The 25113-nt window shown below is 70.8% G+C and carries 20 protein-coding genes; 11 read left to right on the top strand and 9 right to left on the bottom strand.

All coding sequences use genetic code 11. The features are described 5' to 3' along the window. Positions 1-129: 129 nt before the first annotated feature. The 3 genes from POF43_RS14510 to POF43_RS14520 all read right to left on the bottom strand — a co-directional run bounded on the left by POF43_RS14510 (position 130) and on the right by POF43_RS14520 (position 2170). The gene (locus POF43_RS14510; protein WP_271315210.1) at positions 130-489 is read right to left on the bottom strand and encodes a DUF6113 family protein; all 360 of its coding nucleotides are present in this window, start codon (positions 487-489) and stop codon (positions 130-132) included. Positions 490-494: 5 nt separating this feature from the next. Then, entirely contained in the window at positions 495-1430 is a 936-nt protein-coding gene (gene mshB / locus POF43_RS14515; protein ID WP_271323796.1) for an N-acetyl-1-D-myo-inositol-2-amino-2-deoxy-alpha-D-glucopyranoside deacetylase, read from the bottom strand. 545 nt (positions 1431-1975) lie between these two features. Continuing rightward, positions 1976-2170, bottom strand: a complete 195-nt coding sequence (locus tag POF43_RS14520) for a hypothetical protein (RefSeq protein WP_271315208.1) — start codon at positions 2168-2170, stop codon at positions 1976-1978. A gap of 245 nt (positions 2171-2415) precedes the next feature. Here POF43_RS14520 and POF43_RS14525 point away from each other — a divergent pair, with 245 nt between their 5' ends. The 11 genes from POF43_RS14525 to POF43_RS14575 all read left to right on the top strand — a co-directional run bounded on the left by POF43_RS14525 (position 2416) and on the right by POF43_RS14575 (position 18349). Further along, positions 2416-4836, top strand: coding sequence for a S9 family peptidase (locus POF43_RS14525; protein ID WP_282704585.1), 2421 nt, complete (start codon positions 2416-2418; stop codon positions 4834-4836). 507 nt (positions 4837-5343) lie between these two features. Next, on the top strand, positions 5344-6390 hold the full coding sequence (locus POF43_RS14530; RefSeq protein WP_271312985.1) for an ABC transporter permease: 1047 nt from the start codon (positions 5344-5346) through the stop codon (positions 6388-6390). Positions 6391-6469: 79 nt separating this feature from the next. Then, entirely contained in the window at positions 6470-8134 is a 1665-nt protein-coding gene (locus POF43_RS14535) for an ABC transporter substrate-binding protein (protein ID WP_271312984.1), read from the top strand. Positions 8135-8274: 140 nt separating this feature from the next. Next, positions 8275-9267, top strand: a complete 993-nt coding sequence (locus POF43_RS14540) for an ABC transporter permease (RefSeq protein ID WP_271312983.1) — start codon at positions 8275-8277, stop codon at positions 9265-9267. A 56-nt stretch (positions 9268-9323) separates the two neighbouring features. Further along, a complete protein-coding gene (locus tag POF43_RS14545; protein ID WP_271312982.1) occupies positions 9324-10394 on the top strand; it encodes an ABC transporter ATP-binding protein in 1071 nt (356 codons plus the stop codon). Positions 10395-10420: 26 nt separating this feature from the next. Next, complete coding sequence (locus POF43_RS14550; protein WP_271312981.1) at positions 10421-11551, top strand: ABC transporter ATP-binding protein; 1131 nt, start codon at positions 10421-10423, stop codon at positions 11549-11551. A gap of 519 nt (positions 11552-12070) precedes the next feature. Further along, a complete protein-coding gene (locus POF43_RS14555; protein ID WP_271322435.1) occupies positions 12071-13093 on the top strand; it encodes an ABC transporter permease in 1023 nt (340 codons plus the stop codon). Positions 13094-13142: 49 nt separating this feature from the next. Then, positions 13143-14909, top strand: a complete 1767-nt coding sequence (locus tag POF43_RS14560; RefSeq protein ID WP_271312979.1) for an ABC transporter substrate-binding protein — start codon at positions 13143-13145, stop codon at positions 14907-14909. A 92-nt stretch (positions 14910-15001) separates the two neighbouring features. Continuing rightward, positions 15002-15976: an ABC transporter permease gene (locus POF43_RS14565; protein WP_271312978.1), complete on the top strand. Its 975-nt coding sequence runs from the start codon at positions 15002-15004 to the stop codon at positions 15974-15976. A 58-nt stretch (positions 15977-16034) separates the two neighbouring features. Then, complete coding sequence (locus POF43_RS14570; protein WP_271322440.1) at positions 16035-17246, top strand: ABC transporter ATP-binding protein; 1212 nt, start codon at positions 16035-16037, stop codon at positions 17244-17246. Next, on the top strand, positions 17243-18349 hold the full coding sequence (locus POF43_RS14575; RefSeq protein WP_271322436.1) for an ABC transporter ATP-binding protein: 1107 nt from the start codon (positions 17243-17245) through the stop codon (positions 18347-18349). The genes POF43_RS14570 and POF43_RS14575 overlap by 4 nt, the downstream gene beginning before the upstream one ends. A 14-nt stretch (positions 18350-18363) precedes the next feature. Here POF43_RS14575 and POF43_RS14580 read toward each other — a convergent pair whose 3' ends face one another. The 6 genes from POF43_RS14580 to POF43_RS14605 form a co-directional block, all read right to left on the bottom strand. Next, positions 18364-19239: an LLM class F420-dependent oxidoreductase gene (locus tag POF43_RS14580; RefSeq protein ID WP_271322437.1), complete on the bottom strand. Its 876-nt coding sequence runs from the start codon at positions 19237-19239 to the stop codon at positions 18364-18366. A 66-nt stretch (positions 19240-19305) separates the two neighbouring features. Next, positions 19306-20397, bottom strand: a complete 1092-nt coding sequence (locus tag POF43_RS14585) for an ABC transporter ATP-binding protein (RefSeq protein ID WP_271312975.1) — start codon at positions 20395-20397, stop codon at positions 19306-19308. Further along, positions 20394-21410, bottom strand: coding sequence for an ABC transporter ATP-binding protein (locus tag POF43_RS14590; RefSeq protein WP_271322438.1), 1017 nt, complete (start codon positions 21408-21410; stop codon positions 20394-20396). The genes POF43_RS14585 and POF43_RS14590 overlap by 4 nt, the downstream gene beginning before the upstream one ends. 13 nt (positions 21411-21423) lie before the next feature. Next, positions 21424-22404, bottom strand: a complete 981-nt coding sequence (locus POF43_RS14595) for an ABC transporter permease (RefSeq protein WP_271312973.1) — start codon at positions 22402-22404, stop codon at positions 21424-21426. Next, complete coding sequence (locus tag POF43_RS14600; protein ID WP_271312972.1) at positions 22397-23320, bottom strand: ABC transporter permease; 924 nt, start codon at positions 23318-23320, stop codon at positions 22397-22399. Before POF43_RS14600 ends, POF43_RS14595 begins: the two co-directional genes overlap by 8 nt. Positions 23321-23348: 28 nt before the next feature. After that, entirely contained in the window at positions 23349-24971 is a 1623-nt protein-coding gene (locus tag POF43_RS14605; protein WP_271312971.1) for a peptide ABC transporter substrate-binding protein, read from the bottom strand. Positions 24972-25113: the final 142 nt, after the last annotated feature.

Consider the following 25113-nt stretch of genomic DNA (forward strand, 5'->3'; position numbering starts at 1 on the left):
TGGGTAGCTCCGCCGCCCGTCGCGACATCCGCGGGCGGCTCGCCAGTGCCCACCACCATACTGGCCAACCGGAGGCCGGATTCCGCCCCCGTCGGCCGGACGAAGCGTCAGGCCGACGTACAGGGCGCATCACCGGCCAAGTCGGGCACCCGGCGCGGTGGTTGACGGCCGCACTGGAAGTGTGAAGCAGATCACGCCGGCGGCCATACCGCCCAACAGGTAGATATACGGGCCGATATCGGCGGCGAAGAGGAAATCCCCCTCCGGACGGGACGCGCTGACGTACATCACGGTGAGGAACCACACAGCGGTGGGCACCGCCGCGCCCAGCCGGGTACCGGTCAGGCGCCGGCCGCCGTAGAACAGCGCGGCGCTGCCCGCCAGCGCCAGCAGCAGTCCGCCGGGGAAGAAGCCGTCCTGCACCAGCGCGCCGGCGGCGGCCACCGCCACGCCGAGGACGGCCAGAATCACGTATCCGATGACGCGCACAGCCGTCACACCTCCGAGCCGTCAGTGGTAGCGGTGGTCGCGGGGACACCGGCGAGTCCGGCGAACAGGTCGTCGCCCCTGCTGCCGTCCGGCCGGTCGAGCGGTACGCCGCGCACCAGTGTGAAGTATTCGGTGGCCAGCAGTGGCTGGCCGCGGTCGTTGGACAGCGTGAAGTACGCGCCGTCCACGGTGACCTGCGTGGCGTGGGCGCGCAGGGCCGCCGCCTTGCGGGCCAGGTGGGCGCGGCCGTCGATCTCGACGGAGATGTCGGACTCCTCGACGACACCGGGGATCTCGTCCAGCGTGGCGATTCCCCCGAACGGGTTGCCGGGGCCGGCGGCGGCCAGCGCGGCGAGGCCCGCCTCGACGACCGGGCGCGAGACGCGGACCCAGAAGACCCGGTCCACGGCGTGGGCGGCTCCCAGGTCGGGCCGGAACGCGGGGTCGGCGGCCAGTTCCACGGCGCGCGTCGCCACCCGGTGGGCCTGGATGTGGTCGGGATGCCCGTAGCCGCCGTCGGGGTCGTAGGTGACCAGCACCCGGGGCCCGGTCTCGCGCACGACCGCCACCAGGTGCGCGGCGGCCTCGTCGACATCGGCACGCCAGAAGCTGTGCGGCCGGTCGTTCTGCGCAACGCCCATCATCCCGGAGTCGCGGTACCGGCCGGGACCGCCGAGGAAGCGGTGGTCGGTGACGCCGAGTTCGGCCATGGCGGCGGCCAGTTCGCCGACGCGGTACGGCCCGAGGGCGTCGTCGCGGTCCGACGCCAGATGCGCGAGGTCCGGCGGGATGACCTCGCCCTCCTCGCCCAGCGTGCAGGTCACCAGCGTGACGTGTCCGCCCTCGGCGACGCAGCGGGCCATCGTGGCGCCCGTGGTGATCGACTCGTCGTCGGGATGCGCGTGCACGAGCAGCAGGCGCCGCGCGGGAGGCTCGGTCATCCCGGCAGCGTATTACGCGACCACGGCGCACCCGGGAGCGGTCCGCGTCGTCACGAACACCGCACGACGCGGACCGTCGTCACGTATACCGCACGACTCACCGCACGACGGGGATCACCACACGTCACAGGGCGAGGGCAATCGTCACGTTCACCGCACGATGAGGATCACCACACGTCATAGGGCGAGGGCAATCGTCACGTTCACCGCACGATGAGGATCACCACACGTCATAGGGCGAGGGCGATCGTCACGTTCACTGCACGAAAGCCGTCGCGTGCCACCGCCCGCCAGCGATCACCGCGCAACGCCGCACGAACGTCACCGCACGCCAGGGCTCACCACGCAACGCCCTACGAACGTCACCGTACGAATGCCACCGCACGACCCCACCCGCACCAACCTCACCGCACGGCAGCCGCCGGACGCCCGCCGCACGACCCGCGCGGAGCGCACGGCAGGGCCGTAGCGGCTCCGGAGGGCGGTGCGCCGGTGGCCGATCCCTGCGGACGGGCCGGGCGGCGGCGGTCCACCCTCCGGGGGCGTCACATGCGGAAGCCGCCGATCATGCCCGCCACGTTCGAGGTCAGTTCGTGGATGCTCGGGGCCACCGACGTGCCGGAGAGGAAGAACCCCAGCAGGACGCAGGCCGCCGCGTGCGGGCTGCGCAGGCCGGCCTTCTTGATCAGCAGCGCCACGATGATCATCAATACGATCGCCACCGAGACAGAGAGGGCCACGGCAACTCACCTCCAGTCGTCGCATTACCTGACGCGACCGACGCTAACCGTGGGTGAGCGGCGGCGGCTCGGCGGAGCGCAGCCGGCGGTTCACCGCACGATTCCGCGTCGCCGCAGGTCACAGCGGCGGGCGGTGCGCCAGGCGGATGAAGGTGACGGATAGCCCATCGGGCTGAGCGAACCGCGCCCGCGCACGTTCCGCGACCGCGGCGACGGGACCGCCGGAGCGCGCATAGCCTCGGCCCATGGATGCCACGAACACCACCGGGGCCGGGCACGGCGACGTCTCCTTCCCCCGCCAGCACGCCAGGACGCAGCGGTTCACGCTGGGCGCCCCGCGGACGTTCACCGTCTCACCGGACGGAGAACGCGTCGTCTTCCTGCGGGGGACGTCCGGCACCGACCGGGCCAACCGGCTGTGGGTGCTGGAGACCGCGACGGGCGCCGAACGGGTCGCCGGTGACCCCGGGGAACTGCTGGGCGGCGCGGGCGAGGCGCTGACTCCGGAGGAACGGGCCCGGCGCGAGCGGAGCCGGGAGGGGTCGGCCGGCGTGGTGGGGTACGCGGTGGACGGCGCGGTGCGGCGGGCGGTCTTCGCGCTGTCCGGCCGCCTGTTCCTGGCGGACCTGCGCCCCGGCGGCGGCGCGGCGCGCGAGATCGCGGTGCCGGGCCCGGTCGCCGAGCCGCGGCTGTCGCCGGACGGCCGGTGGATCGCGTACACCGCCGCCCGCGGCCTGCGCCTGGTGGCGGTCGACGACGGCGACGGTACCGGCGACGGCGACCGGCCGCGGACCTCCCACCCGACCGACTCCCCCGGCACCCAGCCGCAGACCTCCCGCCCGACCGATACCCCCAGCACCCAGCCGCAGACCTCCCGCCCGACCGATACCCCCAGCACCCAGCCGCGGACCTCCCGCCCGACCGATACCCCCGGCACCCAGCCGCAGACCTCCCGCCCGACCGATACCCCCGGCACCCCCGCCACCCCGCCGCGGACCGACTCCCCCTCCTCCCCCGACCGCCTGCTCGCCGGGCCGGGGTCCGGGGACGGGCCGCAGGTGTGCTGGGGGCTGGCGGAGTTCGTCGCGGCGGAGGAGATGGACCGGGTCCGGGGTTTCTGGTGGTCGCCGCGCAGCGACGCCGTGCTGGCGGCCCGGGTGGACGACGCGCCGGTGCGGCGCTGGTGGATCGCGGACCCGGCGAATCCGCAGACCCGGCCGGCCGAGGTGGCCTACCCGGCGGCCGGCACGCCGAACGCCGAGGTAACGCTGGCGGTGCTGGGGCTGGACGGGACGCGGACCGACGTCACGTGGGACCGGGAGCGTTACCCGTACCTGGCCCGCGCGCACTGGTCGGCGGCCGGTCCGCCGCTGCTGCTGGTGCAGGCCCGCGACCAGCGGACGCAGGCGTATCTGACGGTGAACGTGGCGACCGGCCGCACCGACGAGGTGCTGACCGAGTCCGACCCGGCGTGGCTGGAACTGTTCGCCGGGGTGCCCGCGTGGCTGCCGGACGGGCGGCTGCTGCGGATCGCGGACGTGGCCGGGGTCCGGGTACTGCTGGCCGGCGACGAGCCGCTGACCGGCGGCGCGCTGCACCCGCGGGCGGTGCTGGACGTGGGCGACGGCGACGTGCTGCTGACCGCGTCGGCCGGGGCGGACGCGGCGGAGCCGGAGACCGGTGAGATCCACGTGTACCGGGCGGGCGGGGACGCGGCGGTGCGGCTGTCGCGGGAGCCGGGGGTGCACGGCGCGGTGCGCGGCGGGCCCACCACGGTGCTGGTCTCGGCGGTGCCGTCCCGTCCCGGCAGCGAGGCCCGGGTGCTGCGCGACGGGCGCACCGGCGGCGGCACGGTGATCACCTCGTTCGCCGAGCGGCCGGTGCTCACCGCCCGGCCGGTGCTGACCCGGGCGGGCGACCGGCGGATTCCGGCCGCGGTGTTCCTGCCGTCGGGGTACCGGGAGGCGGACGGGCGGCTGCCGGTGCTGGTGGACCCGTACGGCGGGCCGCACGGGCAGCGGGTGACCGCGTCGCACAACGGGCACCTGACCTCGCAGTGGTTCGCCGACCAGGGCTTCGCGGTGGTGGTGGCGGACGGCCGCGGCACCCCGGGGCACTCCCCCGGCTGGGAGAAGGCGGTGGCCGGCGACTTCGCCGGGGTGACGCTGGAGGACCAGGTGGCGGCGTTGCGGGCGCTGGCCGGGGAACATCCGCTGGACCTGGACCGGGTGGGCGTGCGGGGCTGGTCCTACGGCGGGTACCTGGCGGCGCTGGCGGTGCTGCGCCGGCCGGACGTCTTCCACGCCGGGATCGCCGGGGCGCCGGTGACCGACTGGCGGCTGTACGACACGCACTACACGGAGCGCTACCTGGGCCATCCGGACCGGGTGCCGGAGGTCTACGACGCTAACTCCCTGGTGGCCGGCGGCGAGCTGTCGCGGGCGCGGGGCACGCGGCGGCCGCTGATGGTGGTGCACGGGCTGGCGGACGACAACGTGGTGGCCGCGCACACCCTGCGGCTGTCGTCGGCGCTGCTCGCGGCGGGTCACCCGCACGAGGTGCTGCCGCTGTCGGGGGTGACGCACATGACGCCGCAGGAAGTGGTGGCGGAGAACCTGCTGCTGCTCCAGGTGGATTTCCTGCGGCGTTCATTGGGTGTGAAGTAGCACACGTCAAGAAGCCCGAAGTGGTCCCCTGAATTATCCGGGAACGGGTGCGCCGGCCGGCGTCACGAGGGTCGGCCGGCGCGCTCGGCGGCCTCCGGCAAATCGGCGGGCGGGCCGTTTAAAAACGTAACTCTGCGTTGCCCGGCAACTCCGCATAGACCTATTCAGCGGCAGCTGACCACGGCTCAATTCGCACCGCACCGACACATCTGTCTCACAGCGCACACCCGTCAGGCAAACGGAACGCAAAGACACCACTGGGCGTGGTGGCAGCCTTTTGCCCCCCTGAATGCCGACATATCGGACAGTCAATCCAGGCCAACCCGCGGATCAGCAGCGTCACAAAGAGGGGCATAAGCCGAGAAAGCCAATAAATCGCTGATCTCGCATGATCTCATTCTGGTCTCATCCCGCTTCCCTCTCTTGAGCCGCGAAAACATGGTTGCGTAGAGTCCCCTTCACCGCGCAGCGCCGAGAACTCTGAACTGAATCCGGGGATTCCGCACGATGACCATGCAACCCCAGCCGACCGGCACCGCAGGCGAAACCTCGCTCTCGACGGATCCGGCGGCCGAGACATCACCTGGCACGCCGTCTCCCGGCGGCGCGCCGACCATCACCGGCCGGTCGCCCGGCCGTGCCGCCTGGGACCGCATCAAGCGCGACCGGGTGTCGATGGCCGCCCTGGTGATCTCGGTGCTCTTCATCCTGGTAGCGATCTTCGCGTCGTTCATCGCCAAGCTCGGCGGCTGGGGTCCGATCACCACGGACGGCAAGGCGATCAACCCCGACACGGGCAACTACCCGTACGGGACGCTCGGCGGCATCAGCGCGCACCACCTGCTCGGGGTGGAGCCCGGTACCGGCTACGACCTGTTCGCCCGCATCGTCTACGGCCTGCGCACCTCGCTGCTGGTGGGCTTCGCCTCGGCGGTGCTGTCGATCGTGGTCGGCGTCATCGTCGGGCTCGCGGCCGGCTACTTCGGCGGCTGGATCGACAGCCTGCTGTCGCGGATCATGGACCTGATGCTGGCCTTCCCCCAGCTGCTGTTCATCATCGCGCTGACCCCGGTGCTCCAGAACTCGCTGCAGACCAACATCCACGGCGGGACCAATGAGAACCTGCGCCTGCTGATCCTGGTGCTGTGCATCTCGGCCTTCGCCTGGGCGTACACGGCCCGCATCGTGCGCGGCCAGGCCCTGTCGCTGCGCGAGCGGGAGTTCGTCGACGCCGCGCGGATCATGGGCGCCGGCTGGACCCACATCCTGTTCAAGCAGCTGCTGCCGAACCTGTGGGCCCCGATCCTCATCTCCTTCGCCCTCGCGGTGCCGCAGAACATCACCACCGAGGCCGCCCTGTCCTACCTGGGCGTGGGCGTCGTGCCGCCGAACCCCGACTGGGGCGCGCTGCTGACCGACGCCTCCCAGTACGCACTTCAGGATCCGGCGTACCTGTTCATCCCCGGCATCCTGCTTCTCGTCCTCGTTCTCTCGCTCAACCTTCTCGGTGACGGCGTACGGGACGCTCTCGACCCGCGCGCCAACCGCAGCTGACGCGCCCCACAGCGACGGCCGCGTGGAAACCCGACCGGGTTCTCTCCACGGTCGACATCTCTACAAAGGAGCACTCCTGATGATGCGCAGGACGCGCACGGCCGCCATCACGGCGACCGCTATCGCGCTGGCTCTGGGGGCCACCGCCTGCGGCGGTTCCTCCGGTGGCAGCGGTGGCAAGGCCACCAAGGGTGGCACTCTGACCATCCTGAACAAGGCCGACTACGACCACCTCGACCCCCAGCGGACGTACACGACCGAGGGTTCGAGCATGGACACCGAGATCGTCCGCGCCCTCACCGGCTGGGACGAGAGCACCTCGACGCCGAAGCTGGTCGGCGACCTCGCCACCAACACCGGTACGCCCACCAAGAACGACACGGTGTGGACCTTCCACCTGCGGGCGGGTGTCAAGTTCCAGGACGGCACCACCGTCACCTCGCAGGACGTCAAGTACGGCGTCGAGCGCGCGTTCTCCGCGGACATCAACGGCGGCCCGCCCTACGCGAGCCAGTGGCTGATCGGCGGCAGCAAGTACAAGGGCCCGTACACCGGCAAGTCGCTGGACTCGATCCAGACGCCGGACGCCAGCACCATCGTGTTCAACCTCGACCAGCCGGTGGCCGACTTCAACGAGACCACCGCCATGCCGGGCTGGTCCGCGGTGCCCAAGGCGCACGACACCGGTGCGACCTACGACACGCACGTGTGGTCCGACGGGCCGTACATGATGAAGTCGTACACCAAGAACAAGGAACTCGTCCTCGTTCGCAACCCGTACTGGTCGCAGAAGACCGACCCGCTGCGGCAGCAGAACGTGAACGAGATGGACGTCAAGTTCGGTATGGACGAGGCGGCCATCGACAACCTGCTGAAGTCGGACAGCGGCTCCGCGCAGACGTCGATCCAGCAGTGGCCGATCGCCGGCTCCGACCTGGCCGGCATCAACGGTGACAAGGCGCTGGCCTCGCGTTACTACAAGATCCCCGCGCCGGGCATCAACTACCTGACGCTGAACGTCAACCGCATCAAGGACATCCGGGTGCGCAAGGCGATCGAGTACGCGATCGACAAGACCGCCGTCCGCGGTGCCTTCGGCGGCGAGGCCTACGGTGCCTACGCCACCACCATGCTGAACCCGGGCATGGGCGGCTACAAGCAGTACAACGAGTACAGCAGCAACCCGGCCGGTGACGTCACCAAGGCCAAGGCGCTGATGTCCCAGGCCGGCAACCCGAAGCTCACGCTGTCGGTCGCGGTGGAGAACACCCCGACCCAGGAGCACGCGGGCGACGCCATCGCCAACTCGCTGGCCCGCATCGGCATCAAGGTCAACGTCTCGCCGATCGACGCCTCGACGTACTTCAGCACCCTGGACAACACCAAGAACCAGTACGACATGGCGTGGATGGACTGGATCGCGGACTGGCCGAACGCCTCCACCGTGCTCCCGGTCCTCTTCGACGGCCGCCAGATCAAGGCGAACCCGCTGTCGAACCAGGACATCTCGTACCTGAACGACCCGGCCATCAACTCCGGCTTCGACAAGGCCGCCAAGATGACCGACATCAACACCCGGAACGCCGCCTACGGCGCGCTGGACCAGCAGATCCTGAGCCAGGCCTCGGTCGTGCCGCTCATGTACATGAGCTTCACCGAGCTGTCCGGTTCCAAGGTCGGCGGCGTGATCAACGACCCGATCCTGGCGGAGCCGAGCCTGGCGCACGTCTTCCTCAAGTCCTGACACCCACCTGAAGTGATGCCCCGCCGGCGGTCCGACCGCCGGCGGGGCGCTTCCCCACCATCGTCACCTGAGCGCAGACCATTTCCCGCGGTCCACAGCGAGAGGGAGGCGGACCGGGCAGCAGCCGGGTCCCAGCACCAATGTTTCGTTACCTGATTCGACGCCTGCTGGCAGCGGCCGTCATCCTCGTGGTGATCAGCATGGTCACCTTCTTCATCTTCTTCGCGCTGCCCAACGACCCCGCGCTGCTGGCCTGTGGGAAGACCTGTTCTCCCAACCGCCTCCTGGAGATCCGGCATTCGCTGGGCCTCGACAAGAGTCTGGCCATGCAGTACTGGGAGTTCTTCAAGGGGCTCTTCATCGGTCGCAACTACGGCGACCAGAGCGTGTCCATCCATTGCAGCGCACCGTGCCTGGGCATGTCCTTCCAGACCGACACCCCGGTGATGACCACCCTGCTCGGCGCCTTCCCGGCCGACCTGTCGCTGGCCCTGGGCTCCGCGGTGATCTTCCTGATCCTCGGTGTCGGCCTCGGTGTGATCGCGGCCATCCGCAAGGGCAGGTTCGCCGACAAGTTCGCCGTCGGCGCCGCGCTGTTCGGCGTGTCACTGCAGAGCTACTTCGTCGGCCTGATCCTGATGTGGGCGCTGGTCGACAAGTGGAACCTGCTGCCGTCGCCCAACTACACGTCGCTGACCGACGACCCGGGCCAGTGGTTCACCGGCCTGATCCTTCCGTGGGTCACGCTGGTCGTGCTCTACCTGGCGCTGTACACCCGGCTCACCCGCTCCTCCATGCTGGAGGTCATGGGTGAGGACTACATCCGCACCGCCCGTGCCAAGGGCCTGTCGTCGCGTACCGTCATCTTCAAGCACGGTCTGCGCGCCGCCATCACCCCGATCGTCACGATCTTCGGCATGGACTTCGGCGCCCTGATCGGCGGTTCCGCGGTCATCACCGAATCGGTGTTCGGCATCAACGGCATCGGCAAGCTCGCGGTGGACTCGGTGACCAACTCCGACGAACCGGTCATCCTGGGGACGACCCTGTTCGCCGCGGCGTTCATCGTGCTCGCCAACGTCGTGGTCGACCTGGTCTACGGGCTCATCGACCCCCGCGTCCGCCTCTCCTGAAGAAACCGTCCGGCGCGGGCCGGGCAACCGGCCCCCCGTCGACCAAGGAAGTCCCAGTGGCCCTCGAAATCTCGCCGCAGTCCGCGGACGGCAGCACGCCGTCCTCCTTCCTCGATGTGCGGGATCTGCGCGTGCACTTCCCGACCGAGGACGGCCTCGTCAAGTCCGTGGACGGCGTGTCCTTCACGCTGGAGAAGGGCAAGACCCTCGGCATCGTCGGTGAGTCCGGTTCCGGCAAGTCGGTGACCTCGCTCGCGCTGCTCGGCCTGCACAAGAACTCCCGCGCCCGGGTCTCCGGCGAGGTCTGGCTGGACGGGCAGGAGCTGGTCAACCTCTCCGAGGGGGAGATGCGCAGCCTGCGCGGCAGCAAGGTGTCCATGATCTTCCAGGACCCGCTGTCGGCACTGCACCCGTTCTACTCGGTGGGCAGCCAGATCGCCGAGGCGTACCTGGTGCACCACAAGGTCTCCAAGAAGGAGGCCCGCGAGCGCTCGGTGGAGATGCTCAAGCGGGTCGGCATCCCGCAGCCGGAGCGCCGCTACCGCGACTACCCGCACCAGTTCTCCGGCGGTATGCGCCAGCGCGCCATGATCGCCATGTCGCTGGTGTGCGACCCCGAACTGCTGATCGCGGACGAGCCGACCACCGCGCTCGACGTGACGGTCCAGGCCCAGATCCTCGACCTCATCCGCGACCTGCAGGAGGAGTTCGGCTCCGCGGTCATCATCATCACCCACGACCTCGGGGTGGTCGCGGAGATCTCCGACGACATCCTGGTGATGTACGGCGGCCGCCGCGTGGAGTACGGCACCGTCCAGGACGTGCTGGAGCACCAGGAGCACCCCTACACCTGGGGCCTGATGCAGTCCATGCCGCACCTGTCCGGCGACGTCACCCAGCGGCTGAACCCCATCAAGGGCAGCCCGCCCAGCCTGATCAACCTGCCGGGCGGCTGCGCCTTCAACCCCCGGTGCGAGTTCCGGGACCGTGTCCCGGGCGATCGCTGCCTGACCGAGCGGCCCGAGCTGCTGCCGGTGCTGGGCAGTGACAAGCACATCGCGGCGTGCCACCTCGACGCCGACGGCAAGGCCGAGATCCGCGGTACCGCTGACAAGGCAGTGAAGTGACGGCGGCGGACGAACAGGAGCATGTCGTGAGCACCACCAAGTCGATCGCCGGGCAGCGGCCGGCGCCGGCCGCCGAGTCCTCCGGCGAGAACCTTCTCGAGGTCACGGGCCTGGAGAAGCACTTCCCGATCCGGCAGGGCATCGTCTTCCAGCGCCAGGTCGGCGCGGTACGGGCGGTGGACGGGCTGGACTTCGCGGTCCGGGCCGGCGAGTCGCTGGGCCTGGTCGGCGAGTCCGGCTGCGGCAAGTCCACCACCGGACGGCTGGTGACCCGGCTGCTGGAGCCGACCGCGGGCAAGGTCGTCTTCGACGGTGAGGACATCACCCACAAGCCGGTCGTGAAGATGCGCGAAGCCCGGCAGAACCTCCAGATGATCTTCCAGGACCCGTACTCGTCGCTGAACCCGCGGCACACGGTCGGCACGATCGTCGAGACCCCGATGCGGCTGAACGGCATCAACCCGCCGCAGGGCCACAAGCGGCGGGCCCAGGAGCTGCTGGAGATCGTCGGTCTCAACCCGGAGCACTACAACCGGTACCCCAACGAGTTCTCCGGCGGCCAGCGGCAGCGCATCGGCGTGGCCCGCGCGCTGGCGCTCAAGCCCAAGCTGATCGTGGCCGACGAGCCGGTCTCCGCGCTGGACGTCTCCATCCAGGCGCAGGTGGTCAACCTGCTCCAGGACCTCCAGCGCGAGATGGGCATCGCGTTCCTGTTCATCGCGCACGACCTGGCGGTGGTCCGGCACTTCTCCGAGCGCGTCGCGGTGATGTACCTCGGCAAGATCGTCGAGGTCGGCGACCGCACGGCGATCTACGAGCGCCCCCGGCACCCGTACACCCACGCGCTGCTGTCGTCGGTGCCGGAGGTCGTGCCCGGCTCGGAGAACCGCGAGCGCATCCGGCTGGCCGGTGACGTCCCGTCGCCGATCAACCCGCCGTCCGGCTGCCGGTTCCGCACCCGGTGCTGGAAGGCGCAGGACAAGTGCGCCACCGAGGAGCCGCCGCTGGTCCGCCTGGAGGGCAACGGCGACGGTCACCTGACCGCCTGCCACTTCCCCGAGGAGCCGACCATCGCCTCCCGCGGCGAGGACATCGTCCTGGACCCGGCGCTCGCCGCCCTGGAGGAAGCCCGCCGGCAGAGCGACACCGGGGTGTGACCTCCGGGCCCGCCCGAGCCCGACAGCCCGCGTCCGTGCACCGGACGCGGGCTGTCGCGCGTTCGCGGGCGGCTTCGCCGCAGGTCCGGACCGGGCCGTCGCGCGTCCACCGGCCGTGCGCCGGACCGCCGTCGGGGGCCGCGCCGCCGCCCCCGGGGAACGCGAAAGCGGCCGGCGGCAGACCGGCCGGCGACCCCCGAGGGGATCGCCGGCCGGTCGACGGCACCCGCACGGCCGTACAACCACCATGGTGCGGGCGGCACATGGCGCGGCGGCTACGGTCGAGTTGCCGGGACGTTACGGCGTTTGACACCGGTTCATGACCAAATGCCGGACCGGGCTTTCGGGTGTCAAGCACGCCTGAGCTGCGATCTGTGCACCTTTCGCTCAAGAAAAGGGTGACCGGGCAACCAGCCGCTCTGCGCCTCTTGACTGCGCATGACATAAATTGCCACAGTCCGCTGAGTCGACGGCACTTTTGAACGGTGCTGTTTCCCAGGGCGCGGAGGGCCGAAGCGGATGAGCGTTCCAACCCAGGCGGCCGGCCGTCCCGAGCCGGCGGCCGGCGGCGCGGCGGACGGCCAAGGCGGGCCCGGCCGGGCCCGGTTCGCCGGGCGGTCGCCGCGCCAGCTGGCCTGGGCGCGGTTCCGGCGCGACAAGGTCGGGGTGGTCTGCGCGTTCGTCGTGCTGCTCTACCTTCTGATCGCGGCCTGCGCGCCGCTGATCACCAAGCTGTACGGCGAGAACGCGTACACGCTCTACGGCCAGGACGACAACCTGCTCAACTCCTTCGGCATGCCGGTCAAACCGAACGGCGGCATGGACGGCACGCACTGGTTCGGCGTCGAACCGCTGCTGGGGCGCGACGTGTTGGCGCTGCTGGTCTACGGCATCCGCACCTCGCTGGGCATCGCGGTGTGCGTGACCGTGCTGTCGGTGGTGGTGGGCGTGGCGGTGGGCCTGGTGCAGGGCTACCTGGGCGGCCGTACGGACTACGTGGTGGGCCGGGCGTCGGACCTGATGATGGCCTTCCCGCAGCAGCTGTTCTTCATCGCGTTCACCCCGGTCATCGTGGCGCTGTTCGTCAAGCCCGGTGGCCAGGAGCCGACCTGGATCCGGTTCACCGCCCTGGTGCTGGTGCAGTTCGTGCTGGGCTGGATGGCGCTGGGCCGGCTGGTGCGCTCCCAGGTGCTGGGCCTGCGCGACCGCGAGTACGTCGAGGCGGCCCGGCTGGCCGGCGCCTCCTCGGTGCGGATCCTGCGTCAGGAACTGCTGCCCAACATCTGGTCCACGGTGCTGGTGCAGGCCACCCTGCTGCTGCCGGTCAACGTCACGGCGGAGGCGGGCCTTTCCTTCCTCGGCGTCGGGATGCAGACCCCGACCCCCGACTGGGGGCTGATGTTCCAGGACGCGTCGCGGTACTTCCAGTCCGACATCACCTACATGTTCTTCCCCGGCATCGCGATGGTCGTCTTCGTGGTCGCCTTCAACCTGCTCGGGGACTCGGTCCGGGACGCGCTCGACCCCAGGACCGTCCGGTGACACCCGGGACGGCACGCGTGTCCGGTCCCTCAGGCGACAGGCGGGAATCATGAGATTGCGAAACGCACGGTACGCGGCGGTCCTGGCGGCGGGGGCGCTGTCCCTGACCGCGTGCAGCGCCGGGGGCGGCGGCGGTCCGGCCGCCGACAGCGGTGCGAAGGCCGCGGCGGACACCATCACGGTGGGCACCGCCGCCGACTCCGTGGGACCGGCCACCCCGGTGCCGGGTGCGAAGAAGGGCGGCACGGTCTACGACCTGGAGCAGGAGGGCATCAACCACCTGGACCCGGCGCAGGCGTACACGCAGGAGACGATGATCGTCAGCCAGCTGTTCGCCCGGACGCTGACCGGCTACCGGATCGACCCGAAGACCGGCGCGACCAAGCTGGTCGGCGACCTGGCCACCGACACCGGTGAGCCCTCCGACGGCGACCGCACCTGGACGTTCCACCTGAAGTCCGGCCTGAAGTGGCAGGACGGCACGGCGATCACCAGCGACCAGGTCAAGTACGGCTTCGAGCGGCTCTACGCGAGCTTCGAGACCGAGGGCCCGTCGTACGTGCAGACCTGGCTGTCGGGCACCGACTTCCGCAAGGCGTACCAGGGCCCCTACGGCGGCAAGTCGCTGCCGGACTCGTCGATCGCCACGCCGGACAGCAAAACCGTGGTCTTCCACTTCCTGGCCCCGCACTCCGACGCGCCGTACGCGATGGCGCTGCCGGACGCCGGTCCGGTGCTGAAGTCGAAGGACACCAGGACCGGTTACGACAACGCGCCGTTCTCCGACGGGCCGTACAAGATCCAGCACTACGACTCCGGCAAGGAGCTGGTGCTGAACCGCAACCCGTACTGGGACGCCAAGAGCGACCCGATCCGGCAGGCCTACCCCGACACCTGGGACCTCCAGCTGGACATCTCGCAGCTGAACCTGACGCAGCGGCTGATGGCGGAGTCCGGGCAGGACAAGGACGCGCTCGCGCTGGTGGCGCCGGCCGACCCGTCGCAGACCGAGGTCATCGCCACCGACCCGGCGAAGTACAAGTCCCGGCTGGTCAGCCAGTACCAGCCGTACGTCGAGGTGTTCAACCTCAACACCTCGCGGATCAAGGACGTCAAGGTCCGGCAGGCGATCGCCTACGCGATGCCGATCAAGCAGGTGCAGACCGCGCTGGGCGGCTCCCCGCAGGGCGACCTGGGCACCAGCCTGATCGGCCCGACGGTCGCCGGCCACCAGGCCAGCGACCCGTTCGGCAAGCTGGCCACCCCGCAGGGCGACCCGGCGAAGGCCAAGCAGCTGCTGGCGGCGGCCGGGGTCAAGCACCTGACGCTGACCTTCGCGTACCGCAACGAGGACCGCTGGCAGACGGTGGCCCGCACGCTGCAGAACGCGTTCTCCAAGGCCGGGATCGACCTGCGGCTCAAGGCGGTCGACGCCACGTCCTGGTACTCGCAGATCTCGAAGGTCGACAACCCCTACGACATCTACGTCACCAGCTGGAGCGCCGACTGGCCGTCGGCGAGCACCGTCATCCCGCCGACCATGGACGGCCGGCTGCTGGCGGACGGCGACCCGGACTACTCGCACCTCGACGACAGCCACGTCAACAGCGAGATCGACCGGATCAACAAGATCACCGACCTCAAGCAGCAGGCCGCCCAGTGGCAGGCGCTGGCGACCGACATCATCAAGAACGACACCCCGGTCGTCCCCTACCTGTACGACAAGTACTACAACGTGTACGGCGACGGTCTCGGCGGCGTCACCTACAACACCCCGCTGGGCACCATCAACCCCGGCTCGGTCTACGTGAAGTGACCCGCCACCGGGTCCGGCCGTCCCGCCCGGGGCGGCCGGCCCCGGCCCGGTGACCGGTCCCTTCGCCCGTTCCCCAGGGGAGACCCCCACCCATGCTCCGATTCCTCGTCCGCCGGGTACTGGCCGCCGTCGTCATCCTCGTGCTGATCAGCGCGGTCACCTACGTGCTGTTCTTCGCCCTGCCGATCGACCCGGCGCAGCTGTCGTGCGGCAAGTCCTGCACCCCGCAGAACATCGCGCTGATCCACCGCAACCTCGGCCTGGACAAGCCGGTTCCGGTGCAGTGGTGGGACTACGTCTCCGGCGTCTTCACCGGCCGGCACCTGCCGCTGGGCAACTGTCCCGCGCCGTGCCTGGGGCTGTCGTTCACCAACGACACGCCGATCTGGAGCACGCTGATGGACCGGTTCCCCACCACGCTGTCGCTGGGCGTCGGCGGCGCGGCGATCTTCCTGACCGTCGGAGTGGGCCTGGGCCTGCTGTCCGCCTGGCGGCAGGGCCGGCTGACCGACCGGATCGCCAGCGCGGTGTCGCTGCTGGGCCAGTCGGTGCAGATCTACTTCATCGGACCGCTGGCCATCTTCCTGTTCGCCGACCGGCTGGGCTGGCTGGACGCCGGCCACGACCCGGACTGGAGCAGCGACCCGGTCGGCTCGCTCAGCGGGGTGATCCTGCCGTGCCTGGTGATGTCGGTGATCTTCTGGTCCAACTACAGCCGCCAGACCCGCTCGCTGATGATCGAGCAGCTGTCGGAGGAGCACGTGCGCACCGCCCGGGCGAAGGGCATGGGCTCGGCGTACGTCTTCTTCCGGTACGCGCTGCGCGGTGCGATGGGTCCGATCATCACCATCTTCGGCATCGACCTGGGGTCCATCCTGGGCGGCACGGTCATCACCGAGTCGACCTTCGGCCTGCACGGGCTGGGGCAGCTGGCGGTCAGCGCGGTGCTGGGCACCGACCTGCCGATGGAGATGGGCGTCATGCTCTTCGGCGCCACCGCCATCGTGGCCTTCAACATCCTCATCGACGCCTGCTACGCGTTCATCGACCCGCGGATCCGGCTGTGAGCGCCGCCGCCGACCACCCACCGGCTCCGCACCCGAGGAGAGCCCGCACGTGACCACCGTGACCACGCCGCAGCCCCGGCCGGAACCGCCCGCGCCGCGCGGCACGGGCGACCCCTTCCTGTCCGTGCGCGACCTGCGCGTCCGGTTCGCCACCGAGGACGGCGAGGTACGGGCCGTCGACGGGCTCTCCTTCGACCTCGAACGCGGCCGCACGCTGGGCATCGTCGGGGAGTCCGGCTCCGGCAAGTCGGTGACCAACCTGGCCGTCCTGGGGCTGCACGACCCGCGCGGCACCACCGTCTCCGGCCGGGTCACCCTGGACGGCCAGGAGCTGCTGGGCGCTCCGCGCAAGCGGCTGGAGAAGCTGCGCGGCGCGAAGATGTCGATGATCTTCCAGGACTCGCTGACCGCGCTGTCGCCGTACTACACGGTGGGCCGGCAGATCGCCGAGCCGTACCGCAAGCACACCGGCGCGTCCCGCCACCGGGCGCGGCAGCGGGCGGTGGAGATGCTGGGCCGGGTCGGCATCCCGCAGCCGCAGCGCCGGGTGGACGACTTCCCGCACCAGTTCTCCGGCGGCATGCGGCAGCGGGCGATGATCGCGCTGGCGCTGGTGTGCGACCCGCAGCTGCTGATCGCCGACGAGCCGACGACCGCGCTGGACGTCACCGTGCAGGCGCAGATCCTCGACCTGCTCAAGGACCTCCAGCGGCAGACCGGCACCTCGATCGTCTTCGTCACCCACGACCTGGGCGTGGTGGCGGACGTCTGCGACGACGTGCTGGTGATGTACGCCGGCCGCTGCGTGGAGACCGGCACGGTCCGCGACATCCTCAAGACCCCGGAACACCCTTACTCCTGGGGCCTGTTGAGTTCGATACCGCGGTTGAAGGCGCCGGTGGACGTCCCGTTGCGGCCGATCCCCGGCAGCCCGCCGAGCCTGCTGGACCCGCCGCCGGGCTGCCCGTTCCACCCGCGGTGCGCGTTCCGCGACGAGGTGGCGGGCGACCGCTGCGCGACCGAGAGGCCGCAGCTGCTGCTCACCGGGGCCCGCGGTTCGGCCTGTCATCTGGACGGCGACCGCAAACGGGCGATCTTCGCCGACCGGATCCGGCCGGCGCTGGGCCGCAGGCCCGAGGCGGCGAGCCCCGCGGCGGCAGGCCCCGAAGGCCCGGACGCGGACCGGACCGCGGAGCCCGAGGCGGACCGGACCGTGGCGGACGAACCCGCGGCGGAGCCCGAGGCGGACCAGGGGGAAGGGAACCGATGAGCGGCATCGCGATGACGAAGGCCGCCCCGGCGGGGGAACCCCTGCTGGAGGCGGCGGGGCTGGCCAAGCACTTCCCGGTGCTGGACGGCTTCCTGTTCAAACGCCGGGTCGGCGCGGTCCAGGCGGTCGACGGGGTGGACTTCACCGTACACGCCGGCGAGTCGCTGGGCCTGGTCGGCGAGTCCGGCTGCGGCAAGTCCACCACCGGGCGGCTGGTGACCCGGCTGCTGGAGCCCACCGCCGGCCGGCTGACGTACCGCGGCCAGGACATCACGCACGCCACCCGCAAGCAGCTGGCGCCGGTGCGCACCGAGATCCAGATGATCTTCCAGGACCCGTACGCCTCGCTCAACCCGCGCCGCACGGTCGGCGAGATCGTCTCCGGGCCGCTGGAGATCCAGGGGCTGCTCACCCCGGGCGCCCGGGAGCGGCGCACCCGGGAGCTGCTGGAGATCGTCGGCCTCAACCCCGAGCACTACAACCGCTTCCCGCACGAGTTCTCCGGCGGCCAGCGGCAGCGCGTCGGGGTGGCGCGGGCGCTGTCGCTGGAGCCGAAGCTGATCGTGGCCGACGAGCCGGTCTCCGCGCTGGACGTCTCCATCCAGGCCCAGGTGGTCAACCTGCTCCAGCGCCTCCAGCGGGAGATGGGCATCGCGTTCCTGTTCATCGCGCACGACCTGGCCGTCGTGCGGCACTTCTCGCAGCGCGTCGCGGTGATGTACCTGGGGCGCATCATCGAGATCGGCGACCGCGACGCCATCTACGAGCACCCCCGGCACCCGTACACCCACGCGCTGCTGTCCGCGGTGCCGGAGGCCGACCCGGACGACGACGGGCGCGAACGCATCCGGCTGGCCGGTGACGTCCCCTCGCCGCTGAACCCGCCCTCCGGCTGCCGGTTCCGCACCCGGTGCTGGAAGGCGCAGGACAAGTGCGCCACCGACGAGCCGCCGCTGGTGCGGCTCGACGGGGACGCCGAAGGCCACCTGACCGCCTGCCACTTCCCCCAGGAGCCCACGGTGGCCGACCGTGGCCACGACGTGGTCCTGGACCCGGCGCTGGCGGCCCTGGAGGGCACCGAGCCGCCGCGCGAACCGGCGTAGCGGCCCGGCCCCGGTCAGCCGAGGTCGGCCAGCCGGGGTACCAGGTGTTCCACGACGCCGTTGGCGAACTCCACCGGGTGGCGGTCCGGGGAGACCTGGAGGGTACTGATGCCCAGGCGGGCGTAGGCGGCGGCCTCGGCGAGGAAGGCGTCGGGGTCGTCGAGGACGGGGGCGCCGTAGACGGCGGTCTTGGCGATCGCGTCGTAGTCGCGGCCCTCCGCCTCGCAGTGCCCGCGCAGCACGTCGAGCTTGTGGGCGACCTCGTCGGGGCCGGAGGCGAACAGGTTGCAGGCGTCGGCGTAGCGGGCGACCAGCAGCAGCGTCTTCTTCTCGCCGGCGCCGCCGATCATGATGGACGGGCGGGGGCGGGTCAGCGGCGCGGGGACGCAGAGGGTCTCGGCGAGCTGGTAGTGGGTGCCGTCGAAGGGCCCGTTGTCGTCGCTCCACATCTGCAGGCAGATCCGCAGGGTCTCCTCCAGACGTTCGAAACGCTCGCCCATCGGGACCACCGGGACGCCCAGGCCGCGCTGTTCACGTTCGTACCAGGACGCGCCGACGCCCAGCACCGCGCGGCCGCCGGAGAGCACGTCGAGCGAGGTGACGATCTTGGCCAGCAGGCCCGGGTGGCGGTACATGACCCCGGTGACCAGCATGCCGAGGGTGACGCGCTCGGTGACGGCGGCCAGGTAGCCCAGGGCGGTGTAGCCCTCCAGCATGGGCTCCTCGGCGGTGCTCATGCCGGGGCGTTCCATCTGGAAGTAGTGGTCCATCACCGTCAGCGCCGAGATGCCGCCCTGGTCGGCGACGCGGGCGGTCTCGGCGAGGGTGGCGGCGATCCGGGCGGGATCGGCCGGGGTGGAGTAGTTCCAGTAGTGCAGGCCGAGCTTCAACGTGGGTCCTCCGCTTGCGTGAGGTGTCGGTTCGCCTTCGCCGTCAGCCTAGTTGGCCCGACCCGGTCATGTGGAGGAGGCTCCGTTTCCCTCGCCGGTGCCGCGCTCGGCGGCGAACAGGCAGGCGCTGGGGTGCCCGGCCGGCGTCGAGCGGTCGCGGAACGGTTCGGGGACGGTGAGCAGCGGCTCCTCGCGCGCGCAGCGGTCACGCGCCTTGAAGCACCGGGTGCGGAAGCGGCAGCCGGACGGGACGGCGGCCGGGGAGGGCACGTCGCCGGTGAGGATGATCCGGTCGCGGTCGGCGCGGGCGGCCGGGTCGGGCACCGGTACGGCCGACAGCAGGGCCTGGGTGTAGGGGTGGGTGGCGTGCTCGTAGATCTCGCGGTCGTCGCCGAGTTCCACGACGCGGCCCAGGTACATCACCGCGACCCGGTCGGAGATGTGCCGTACGACGGACAGGTCGTGGGCGATGAAGAGGTAGGCCAGCCCGAACTCGGCCTGGAGGCGTTCCATCAGGTTGATGACCTGGGCCTGGACGGAGACGTCGAGGGCGGAGACCGGCTCGTCGCAGATGATGATCTCGGGGTTGAGGGCGAGGCCGCGGGCGATGCCGATGCGCTGCCGCTGGCCGCCGGAGAACTGGTGCGGGTAGCGGTTGATGTACTCGGGGCTGAGGCCGACCACGTCGAGCAGTTCGCGCACCCGGCGGGCCCGGTCGCCCTTCGGCGCCACCTCGGGGTGGATCTCGAAGGGCTCGCCGATGATGTCGCCGACCGTCATGCGGGGGTTGAGCGAGGTGTACGGGTCCTGGAAGACCATCTGGATGTTGCGGCGCACCGCCTTCAGCGCCCGGCCGGACAGCCGGGTGATGTCCTCGCCCTTGTACAGCACCTGGCCGGCGGTGGGGCGTTCGAGGTTCATCAGCAGCCGGGCGACGGTGGACTTCCCGCAGCCGGACTCGCCGACGATGCCGAGGGTCTCGCCGCGGTGCAGCCGGAAGTCGACGCCGTCGACCGCCTTGACGGCGCCGATCTGCCGCCGGAAGACGATGCCCTGGGTCAGCGGGAAGTGCTTGACGAGGCCGCGGACCTCCAGCACGGGTTCGTGCGACGGCGGCGGCGAGCCGTCGACCTGGGGGGCCGGGGTGGGGTGGCTCACCGGCCGGCTCCTTCCGGGGTGCCGCTGTCGCGGGTGCCGTGCAGGCACTCGTGCCAGTAGTGGCAGGCGCTGGTGCGGCCGGCGGCCACCTCGTACAGCGGGGGCTGCTCGGTACGGCAGCGGTCCCGGGCCAGCGGGCAGCGCGGGTTGAAGGCACAGCCGGGCGGCACGTGGTGCGGGCTGGGCGGCAGGCCCTTGATGGCGTACAGCTCGCGGCCCTTGCGGTCCAGCCGCGGGATCGACTCCAGCAGGCCCTTGGTGTACGGGTGGGCGGGGGCGGCGTAGATGCGGTGCACCGGCGCGGTCTCCACGATGCGGCCGGCGTACATCACCGCGATGTGGTCGGCGACGTCGGCGACCACGCCGAGGTCGTGGGTGATGAGGATCAGGCCCATGTCCATCTCGCGCTGGAGTTCGGCGAGCAGGTCCATGACCTGGGCCTGCACGGTGACGTCGAGCGCGGTGGTGGGTTCGTCGGCGATGACGAGTTCGGGCTCCAGCGCGATGGCCATCGCGATCATGACGCGCTGCCGCATGCCGCCGGAGAACTGGTGCGGGAAGTCGCCGGCCCGCTGCCGGGCGGCCGGGATGCGGACCCGGTCCATCAGCTCGACGGCCTTGGCGCGGGCGTCCTTGCGGGAGGTGCCGCGGTGGGTGGTGAACATCTCGGCGAGCTGGTGGCCGACGCTGAGCACCGGGTTGAGGGCGGACAGCGCGTCCTGGAAGATCATCGCCATCCGGGCGCCGCGCACCGCCCGGCGTTCGCGTTCCGGCATGGTCAGCAGGTCCTGGCCGTGGAAGGCGATCCGGCCGGCGGTGATGCGTCCCGGCGGGCTGTCGAGGATGCCCATGACGGCCTGCGCGGTCACCGACTTCCCCGAGCCGGACTCCCCCAGCACCGCCAGGGTCTGCCCGGCCTGCACCGCGTAGCTGACCCCGTCGACCGCCTTGGCGATCCCGTCGCGGGTGCGGAACTCCACGTGCAGGTCGGTCACTTCGAGCAACGTGCTCATGGCCGGCGGCTCCTCAGCGCAGCTTGGGGTCGAGGGCGTCGCGGACCGCGTCGCCGAGCATGATGAACGCCAGCACCGTGACGCTGAGCGCCCCGGCGGGCCACAGCAGCATGTGCGGGGCGTCGCGGATCTGGGTGGACGCGCTGGAGATGTCGATGCCCCACGAGACGGTGGGCGGGCGCAGTCCGACGCCGAGGAAGGACAGCGTGGCCTCCAGCGAGATGTAGGTGCCCAGCGCGATGGTGGCGACGACGATGACCGGCGCGACGGCGTTGGGCAGGATGTGGCGCAGCAGGATGCGGGTGCTCCCGGCGCCGAGGGCGCGGGCGGCCAGGACGTAGTCGTTCTGCTTGGCGGTCAGCACCGAGCCGCGGGCGATCCGGGCGATCTGCGGCCAGCCCAGCAGCACGATGAAGCCGACGACCGGCCAGACGGTGGTGCTGGTGACGACGGACAGGAAGACCAGGCCGCCCAGGATGATGGGGATGCCGAAGAAGACGTCGCTGATCCGGGACAGCAGCGCGTCCCACCAGCCGCCGAAGAACCCGGCGAGCGCGCCGAGCAGTCCGCCGAGCAGCGCGGCGCCGGCGGTGGCGCACACCCCGACGGTGATGGAGGCGCGGGCGCCGTGGACGGTGCGGGTGTAGACGTCGCAGCCCTGGGTGTCGTAGCCGAAGGGGTGGCCGGGCGCCGGGCCGTCCTGGGACTTGTTGATGTCGCACGCCAGCGGGTTGCCGGAGGCGATGGACTGCGGCCAGATGGCGATGACGACCAGGAAGACGATGATCAGCGCGGAGATGACGAAGACCGGGTTGCGGCGCAGGTCGTGCCAGGCGTCGGACCACAGGCTGCGCGGCCGGTCGCCGGGGTCGGGCTCGCCGCCCCGCCCCGGGACGAGGGTCTCGGCCTCGGTGGCGGCGAGGTCCATGGTGCCGCCCGCGCCGGCGTTGCCGACGGCCTCGCCCGGGTTCTGGGCGCTGGAGGGTTCAGGCATACCGGATCCTCGGGTCCAGGACCGCGTAGAGCAGGTCGACGAGCAGGTTGGCCAGCAGGAAGACGATGACCAGCACGGTGACGAAGCCGACCACGGTCGGGGAGTTCTGCCGGACGATGCCCTGGTAGAGCTGGTAGCCGACGCCGTGGATGTTGAAGATGCGTTCGGTGACGATGGCGCCGCCCATCAGGGCGCCGATGTCGGTGCCGATGAAGGTGACCACCGGGATGAGGGAGTTGCGCAGCAGGTGGCGCACGACCACGGTGTGCCGCGGCAGGCCCTTGGCGGTGGCGGTGCGCACGTAGTCGGCGCGGTGGTTCTCGGCGACGGAGGTGCGGGTCAGCCGGGTGACGTAGGCGAGCGAGACCAGCGCCAGCACGATGCCGGGCAGGATGAGCTGGTTGAGCGGCGCGCCCGGGGAGACCGACGGCGGCACCACGTTCCAGCGCACGCCGAACAGGTACTGGAGCACGTAGCCGCTGACGAAGGTGGGCACCGAGACGACGATCAGGGTGAGCACCAGAACACCCGAGTCGACGGTGCGGCCCCGGCGCAGGCCGCTGAGCAGGCCGAGGACGACGCCGACGACGGCCTCGACGACGATGGCGACGATGGTCAGCCGCAGGGTCAGCGGCCAGGCCCCGGCCATCAGGGACAGCACCGACTCCCCGTCGAAGGCGGTGCCGAAGTTCCCCTGGAAGATCTGGCCCATGTAGTGCAGGTACTGCTGCCACAGCGGGTGGTCGAGGTAGAGGTCCCGGCGGATCTGGGCGGCGGTCGCCGGGTCGGGGGCCCGGTCGCCGAAGAGGGCGGCCACCGGGTCGCCGAGCGCGTAGACCATGACGAAGATCAGGAAGGTGCTGCCGATGAAGACCGGGATCATCTGGAGCAGACGCCGGATCACATAACGGCCCATGGGGTGCCCGATTCTGGTGCGGGGGTGGTCAGCTGACGGTGATCTCGTCGTAGACCGGGACGCTGAACTGGTTGAGGGCGACGTGCGAGACGTTCTGCGAGTAGCCGGCGTTGCCGTTCTGGTACCACAGCGGGATGGCGGGCATCTGCTGGGCGAGGATCTTCTCGGCCGCCTGGAAGTCGGCGACCGCCCTGGCCGGGTCGGACTCGGAGTTGGCCCGGTTGACCAGCCCGTCGAAACCGGCGTTGTGGAACTCGGAGTCGTTGGAGGAGGCGCCGGTGTAGTACAGCGGCTGGAGGAAGTCCTGGATGAGCGGGTAGTCCATCTGCCAGCCGGCCCGGAAGGGCTCGGTCTCCTTGCGGGCGGCGATCTGGGTGCGGAAGTCGGCGAAGGTGCCGACCGGGGCGCCGACGCAGGCCCGGTCGTCGCCCAGCACGTTGTTGATGCTGTTGCAGATCGCGTCGACCCATTCCTTGTGGCTGCCGGTGTCGGCGTTGTAGACGATCTTCATGCCGCCGCCGGGCAGGCCGCCGGCGCCGTCGATGGTCTTCTTGGCGGCGGCCGCGTCGAACGTGCAGGGGCTGCCGCACAGGCCGGCCCGGTACCCGCCCTTGTCGCCGAGTACCGGTGAGGTCCAGTCGGTGGCGGGGGTGCGGGTGTTCTGGAAGATCCGCTTGGTGATGGAGGCCCGGTCGATGGCCATCGAGATCCCCTGCCGCAACCGGGCGCCCTTCGGCCCGCTCCAGCGCTTGTCGTACAGCGGGAAGGCGATGGTCTGGTTGATGCCGGCCGGCTGGTTGATGTAGCGGCCGTCCAGGTCGCCGCGGACGTTCTTGAGCTGGTCGGCGGGCACGTCGTCGACGACGTCGAGGTTGCCGGCCTGCAGGTCGGTGTAGGCGGTGTCGCTGCTGGTGTACACCTCCAGGTCGACGCCGCCGTTGTGCGCCCGGTCCGGGCCGCGGTAGCCGTGCCAGGTGCGCAGCCGCATCATCGAGCCCTTGGCGTAGGACTGGATGGCGTACGGCCCGTCGCCGACCGGTTTGCGCAGCCAGCCGGCGTGGTCGGAGAAGAACGCGCGGGGCAGCGGGTAGAACGCGGAGTAGCCGAGGGTGTCGGGCCAGGTGGAGAACTTCTGGGTGAGCCGGACGGTGAAGGTGGTGTCGTCCTTGACGGCCAGGCCCGACATGGTGCGCGCGGCGGGCTTGCCGGAGGCGGGGTGGACCTGCGCGAAGCCGTCGATGTAGCTGAAGAAGCTGGAGTTGACCTGCTTGTCGGTCACCAGCGCGCCGTAGTTCCAGGCGTCGACGAACGAGTGGGCGGTGACCGGTTCACCGTTGGAGAACTTCCAGCCGCTCTTGAGCTTGACGGTGAAGTTCTTCTGGTCGCCGGTGGTGATGGAGTCGGCGATCCAGTTCTTCGCGGCGCCGGTCTTCGGGTCGTACTTCTTCAGGCCGCGGAAGATCATGTCGAGGACCTTGCCGCCCTGCACCTCGTTGGTGTTGGCGGGCTCCAGCGGGTTGGCCGGGTCCCCCCAGGAGGCACGGACCACGCCGCCGGCGCCGCCGGACCCGCTGCCGCCTCCGCAGGCGGTGGCGGCGAGGGCGACCAGCGCCGCGCAGACGGTCCATCTCACGTGCGCCGTACGACGCATCGGTGCCTCCCTAGGGCCGGGTCGTGCCTGGCCCTACGTAACACCGATTTGTCACATATTGCAGTTATCGCAATGGAATGGCCGCCGGATGGCGTGCGGGAACCCCTCCGACGCAGTAGCGGCCGGGCCCCGGCGCCCCCGG

Source organism: Streptantibioticus silvisoli (assembly GCF_027947535.2).
GTDB lineage: Bacteria > Actinomycetota > Actinomycetes > Streptomycetales > Streptomycetaceae > Streptantibioticus_C > Streptantibioticus_C silvisoli.

Coding starts and splice junctions, on each gene's coding strand:
- mshB (WP_271323796.1), bottom strand. CDS start 1,430: ATGACCGAGCCTCCCGCGCGGCGCCTGCTGCTCGTGCACGCGCATCCC.
- POF43_RS14525 (WP_282704585.1), top strand. CDS start 2,416: ATGGATGCCACGAACACCACCGGGGCCGGGCACGGCGACGTCTCCTTC.
- POF43_RS14530 (WP_271312985.1), top strand. CDS start 5,344: ATGACCATGCAACCCCAGCCGACCGGCACCGCAGGCGAAACCTCGCTC.
- POF43_RS14535 (WP_271312984.1), top strand. CDS start 6,470: ATGATGCGCAGGACGCGCACGGCCGCCATCACGGCGACCGCTATCGCG.
- POF43_RS14540 (WP_271312983.1), top strand. CDS start 8,275: ATGTTTCGTTACCTGATTCGACGCCTGCTGGCAGCGGCCGTCATCCTC.
- POF43_RS14555 (WP_271322435.1), top strand. CDS start 12,071: ATGAGCGTTCCAACCCAGGCGGCCGGCCGTCCCGAGCCGGCGGCCGGC.
- POF43_RS14560 (WP_271312979.1), top strand. CDS start 13,143: ATGAGATTGCGAAACGCACGGTACGCGGCGGTCCTGGCGGCGGGGGCG.
- POF43_RS14565 (WP_271312978.1), top strand. CDS start 15,002: ATGCTCCGATTCCTCGTCCGCCGGGTACTGGCCGCCGTCGTCATCCTC.
- POF43_RS14575 (WP_271322436.1), top strand. CDS start 17,243: ATGAGCGGCATCGCGATGACGAAGGCCGCCCCGGCGGGGGAACCCCTG.
- POF43_RS14590 (WP_271322438.1), bottom strand. CDS start 21,410: ATGAGCACGTTGCTCGAAGTGACCGACCTGCACGTGGAGTTCCGCACC.
- POF43_RS14595 (WP_271312973.1), bottom strand. CDS start 22,404: ATGCCTGAACCCTCCAGCGCCCAGAACCCGGGCGAGGCCGTCGGCAAC.
- POF43_RS14600 (WP_271312972.1), bottom strand. CDS start 23,320: ATGGGCCGTTATGTGATCCGGCGTCTGCTCCAGATGATCCCGGTCTTC.
- POF43_RS14605 (WP_271312971.1), bottom strand. CDS start 24,971: ATGCGTCGTACGGCGCACGTGAGATGGACCGTCTGCGCGGCGCTGGTC.